The organism is Sutterella sp. (assembly GCF_052272535.1).
Lineage (GTDB): Bacteria > Pseudomonadota > Gammaproteobacteria > Burkholderiales > Burkholderiaceae_F > Sutterella.
The window spans coordinates 1-3,894 of record NZ_DAVZJY010000214.1; the positions used below are offsets into that span (position 1 = coordinate 1).

The 3,894-nt window shown below is 70.2% G+C and carries 6 protein-coding genes; 5 read left to right on the forward strand and 1 reads right to left on the reverse strand.

What is annotated here, in order from left to right:
* A partial coding sequence (locus ACT6Y9_RS09280; protein WP_443744318.1) for a CoA-binding protein occupies positions 1–887 on the reverse strand: 887 nt, incomplete at its 3' end.
* Between the two features lie 141 nt (positions 888–1,028).
* Between ACT6Y9_RS09280 and mtnA the strand changes: the two genes are divergently transcribed.
* The 5 genes from mtnA to ACT6Y9_RS09305 all read left to right on the forward strand — a co-directional run.
* On the forward strand, positions 1,029–2,123 hold the full coding sequence (gene mtnA, locus ACT6Y9_RS09285; RefSeq protein ID WP_295481070.1) for an S-methyl-5-thioribose-1-phosphate isomerase: 1,095 nt from the start codon (positions 1,029–1,031) through the stop codon (positions 2,121–2,123).
* A complete protein-coding gene (locus ACT6Y9_RS09290; protein WP_443744319.1) occupies positions 2,110–2,769 on the forward strand; it encodes a class II aldolase/adducin family protein in 660 nt (219 codons plus the stop codon). Before mtnA ends, ACT6Y9_RS09290 begins: the two co-directional genes overlap by 14 nt.
* A complete protein-coding gene (locus tag ACT6Y9_RS09295; protein ID WP_443744320.1) occupies positions 2,766–3,023 on the forward strand; it encodes a hypothetical protein in 258 nt (85 codons plus the stop codon). Before ACT6Y9_RS09290 ends, ACT6Y9_RS09295 begins: the two co-directional genes overlap by 4 nt.
* A 1-nt stretch (position 3,024) precedes the next feature.
* Positions 3,025–3,528, forward strand: coding sequence for a hypothetical protein (locus ACT6Y9_RS09300; protein ID WP_443744321.1), 504 nt, complete (start codon positions 3,025–3,027; stop codon positions 3,526–3,528).
* Between the two features lie 31 nt (positions 3,529–3,559).
* Positions 3,560–3,894, forward strand: a 335-nt coding sequence (locus tag ACT6Y9_RS09305) for a primase-helicase zinc-binding domain-containing protein (RefSeq protein WP_443744322.1), incomplete at its 3' end; no start/stop codon positions are given.

Here is a 3,894-nt window from a genome sequence, read left to right on the forward strand (position 1 = left end):
CCCGCGCTGAAGGCGGCCGCCGCCGCGCAGAATTCCGCATAGGTGCGCACGCGCAGGGCGCCCGCGGCGGCGATGAGCGCGTCGAAGGCGCGGTCCTCGCCCGCGTCCGTGCCGAAGCGCCCCGCGGCGAGGCGGTCGGCGGCGTAGCCTGCGCCCGGACCGGCGCGCAGCACGACGACGGGCTTCTTCTCTGCGGCCGCGCGGAGCGCGCTGAAGAAGGCCCGTGGATCGCGCAGCGCCTCCACTTCGAGGGCGATCACGCGGGTCGCGGCGTCGCGCGCGAACCAGTCGATCAGCTCGGCCATGCCGACGTCCGCTTCGAGCCCCGTGTTGACGACGGCGCTGAAGCCGAGGCTCGCCTCGCCCGCGTGATCCATGAGACCCGTGGCGATCATCGCCGACTGCGCGAGAAGCGCGATGCCGCCCGCGGCGGGCATGCGCGGCCAGAAGCTCGCGTTCACGCCTGCGCGCGGCAGCACGAGGCCGATGGAGTTGGGGCCGATGAGGCGCGAGCCCATGCGCCGCGCGGCTTCGAGGAGCTCCGAGATCTCGATGCGGTCCGAGAGCGGCCCCTCCTCCTGCGGTGCAAAGAGCACGGCGCCGGGCGGGTTGCGCGAGAGCTTTCCGAGCGCCCGCGCCAGGTGGCGCCGTCCCACGCAGAGGATCGCGAGGTCCACCGCGCGGTCGGGCAGGGCGTCCGCGTCCGGGTAGCAGGGACGCTCGCCGATGTAGCGGTACTTCGGGTTGACGGGCCAGAGCCGTTCGATGCCCGTTGAGAGGCTCACCGAGCGCCAGACGTGGAATCCGCGGCTCTCCGGATGGCCGCTCGCGCCGATGACGGCGACGGAGCGGGGCGCAAGCAGGGCGGAAAGCGGCGGTCGGAGCATGGTCGGGCCTGAGAGAAGGGTTTGACGTAGTGTAGCCATGAAATCAACCCGTGCGCAGTGCTTGCTAAACTGAAGGATGCGGGTTCAGAAGGCCGGAAGGGCGCCTGCGGACCCGCCGAAGAATCCCTGCATGGAGGCATGATGAAGGTCGACGGCATTCCCACGAGAACCATCCGCTCGGTTGACGACGGCACGGCGATCGAGATCATCGATCAGACGCTGCTGCCCTATCAGTTCGAAAAGCGCGTGCTTTCCGACTGGCGCGACTGCGTCGAGGCGATTGAAGTGATGCGCGTGCGCGGCGCGCCGCTCATCGGCATCACCGGTGCCTGGGCGGTCGTGCTCGCGGTGAAGGAGAACCCCGAGAACGGGCCGCTCCTCAAGGCGGCCGAGCGCATCCAGAACGCGCGTCCGACCGCGGTGAACCTCGCCTGGGCCGTGCAGCGCATGCTCACGGCGCTGCTCCCCCGTGAACCCGCGCTGCGCTTCGACGCGGCCGTACGGCTCGCCGAAGAGATGACGCAGGAGGACGTGAACGTCTGCCGCGCCGTGGGCGAGGCGGGCGCGGGGTTGATCGCGGCGCTCTACCAGAAGCTGCGCCGGCCCGTGAACATCCTCACGCACTGCAACGCCGGGTGGCTCGCCACGGTGGACTACGGCACCGCGCTCGCGCCCGTGTACCTCGCCTTCGAGCGCGGAACGCCGCTGCACGTCTGGGTGGACGAGACGCGTCCGCGCAACCAGGGGCTCCTCACGGCCTGGGAGCTCGGGCAGCAGGGCGTTCCGCACACGATCATCGCCGACAACGCGGGCGGGCAGCTCATGCAGCACGGCGACGTGGACATGGTGATCGTCGGCGCGGACCGCATCACACGCCGCGGCGACGTCGCCAACAAGATCGGCACCTACCTCAAGGCGCTCGCGGCCGCCGACAACGAGGTGCCCTTCTACGTGGCCGCGCCCTCGTCCACGATCGACTGGCACCTCACCGACGGCAAGCGCGAGATTCCGATCGAGAACCGCGCGCCTTCGGAAGTGCTCACCGTGCGTGGGCTCGACCACTCGGGCCGGGCCCTCACCGTGCAGCTCGCACCTCCCGAGGAGGCGGCGGCCAATCCCGCCTTCGACGTGACGCACAACCGCTTCATCACCGGAATCATCACCGAGCGCGGCGTCTTCGCCCCGACCGAGCTCGCCCCCGCCTTCGAGGACCAGATCGCCCATGCAGGACTCTGAGCTCGAGCTGCGCCGCGCCGTCATCGAGACGGCGCGGGAGATGAACCGCCGCGGCATCAACGTCAACAAGTCGGGCAACGTCTCGGCGCGCTTCGGCGCGGGGTTCCTGATCACGCCGACGGGGATCCCCTACGAGCGGCTCGAACCCGCCGACGTGGTCTACGTCGACCTCGAGACCGGCGCGGCCCACGGGCCGCGGCTCCCGAGCTCGGAGTGGGAGATGCACGCCGAGGCATACCGCACGCGCCCCGACGCGGGCGCGGTGGCGCACTGCCACTCGTGCTTCGCGACGGCGCTCGCCTGTCAGAACATGCCCATCCCGGCCTTCCACTACATGGTGGCCGCGGCCGGGGGCGACTCGATCGAGGTGGCGCCCTACGAGACCTTCGGCACGCGCGCATTGGCGCTCGCCGCCGCGCGGGCGCTCGAGAAGCGCAATGCGTGTCTTCTGGAGCACCACGGGTCGCTCGCTCTCGGCGCAACGCTCGACAAGGCCCTGGCGCTGCTCGTCGAGGTGGAGAACCTCGCCCGGCAGTACGTGACGGTGCGCTCTTTGGGCGAGCCGCGGATCATCCCGGCCGACGAAATGGCCCGCGTCGTCGAGAAGTTCAGAACATACGGCAGACAGCCGGAGGAAAAGAAGTGAAGAAGCCCATTCCCGCGCCGGCCGCCTGGCTGCGCTGCGACGGTTCGACCGTATCGTGCACGGAGTCCGTGCGCGTGCTCGAGGAGAACTGGCACGAGCTCGCCGAGCTCCTCTCGGAGAGCTATGAGGACGCGGTGCTCCTCGGCGTCGGCAAGGCCGAGTTCAAGGCCGCGATGAAGTCGCTCATCGACCAGCTCGAGTGCGACTGGGCCGAGAAGACCGCCCCCGTGGAGTCGCGGCCGAAGGAGAAGTGACGTGAAGAGCCGTCTCTCGGGCGCCCTGTGTGCCCTTTTCGCCGCTGCGGTGCTCGCCGGGTGCGCGCATCCGCAGCTCCTCGACATGGGCGAGAGCGAGACGCAGATCGTCTCGGAGCTCGGCGCTCCCGACGCGCGCACGCAGCTCCCTGACGGCCGCGTGCGGCTCGTCTACTCCGGCCAGGGCGCCGCGCAGGAGGTCTGGTGGCTCACGCTCGACGCCGCCGGACGGCTCGAGAAGCGCGAGAACGTGCTCGACCGCGAGCACTTCGCCCTCATCCGCCCGGGCGTCTCGACCGAGGCCGACGTGCATGCGCTCTTCGGCAAGTGCGCGCAGGAGTACACCTTCGCCCTCATCGACCAGCACGCCTGGATGTACCGCTTCAAAGACGAAGGGGCCTTCGACATGGCCTGCTGGGTGCAGTTCGACGTGAAGGGCGTCGTGACGGAGGTGGGTTACACGCTCGACCCGTGGAAGGAGCGCAACTTTCCCTTCAACTTCTGACCCCGGCCACCACGCGCCGACGGGAGACGACGTGAGCGACCTCGACCGAATCAAACGCGCCGCCGAAGGGCGGTGGCCCGAGATCTTCGCCGCCGCCGGGATGGATCCCGCGCACTTCGAGCGGGAGAACCGCCCGTGCCCCCTCTGCGGCGGGCGGGACCGCTTCAGCTTCTTCAAGAAGGAGGAGCAGGGCCGGTGGTTCTGCCGCGGCTGCGGCTGGGGCGACGGCATCGAGCTCGTGCGCAAGTTCACGCACCGCACGTTCCCCGAGACGCTCCGGTGGCTCGAGTCCCATCTCGGCCTGCCGCCCGAGGAGCGCCGGACGCCGGGCGTGCGTGCGCACGCGGAGGATCCGGAGGCGCGCCG